At 30.1% G+C, this 757-nt stretch carries 2 protein-coding genes; both read left to right on the forward strand.

Annotated features, from left to right (window positions below):
• Positions 1-327 (forward strand): hypothetical protein (locus CXF67_RS00115; RefSeq protein WP_102086921.1); only part of this gene is annotated, 327 nt, incomplete at its 5' end.
• Positions 328-394: 67 nt separating this feature from the next.
• Entirely contained in the window at positions 395-607 is a 213-nt protein-coding gene (locus tag CXF67_RS00120) for a heavy-metal-associated domain-containing protein (protein WP_102086922.1), read from the forward strand.
• The last annotated feature ends 150 nt before the right edge of the window (positions 608-757 follow it).

A 757-nucleotide genomic window follows, 5' to 3' on the forward strand; every position in this document is an offset into this window, starting at 1 on the left:
CTATTTGGATTAGATAAATTCTTTGAATTTATTCCTCATAACCATGTAATGAATGAAGATCTCATAGCTGCTTTTACGGGCTTAATGGCAAATAATTTCATACTACCAACAGTAGGTGTGGTCGAAGCAATTTCAGGTCTATTATTATTATTAACTAGAAAGTATTCTATTGTAGGGTTATTATTAATGGTACCTGTTACCTATGGAATAATTGCATTTCATTTGGCTATCGACTTAGGGGGAATCATTCCAGGTCTAATTGTAGCTGTAATGCACATTTATTTACTTTCACTAAGAAAAACAACACTTATAAATTTAGTTGCATAGAACAAAGTTGAAGCTAAGTCTTAAATAATCGAAAATCAGTTCAATAATTAATACAAAATTAAATATCATGAAAAATTTAAAATTTAAAACAAATATTAATTGTACAGGTTGCTTGTCAAAAGTTAGCCCTCAACTTAATAACGAAAATGGGATTGAAGAATGGGATGTAGATTTAAACAATTCTCAAAAGATCCTTACAGTTAAATCGAACTCTACTTCCGAGGAAGATATTGTTAGTGCGGTAAAGAAAGTTGGTTTTAATATTGAAAGAATAGTATAAACACTGCATTCAACTTTGTATAAACGCAATAGCGGTTCAAGTTTGCGCTTAAACCGCTATTTTTTTAAAATATGTATCTTACAATCCGAATATTAATACCTGTTATACGCTATTGCGTTTATACGAGAACGTTAACTGCAATTGGGTAAA

It is taken from the genome of Psychroflexus sp. MES1-P1E (assembly GCF_002836055.1).
Classification (GTDB): Bacteria; Bacteroidota; Bacteroidia; order Flavobacteriales; family Flavobacteriaceae; genus Psychroflexus.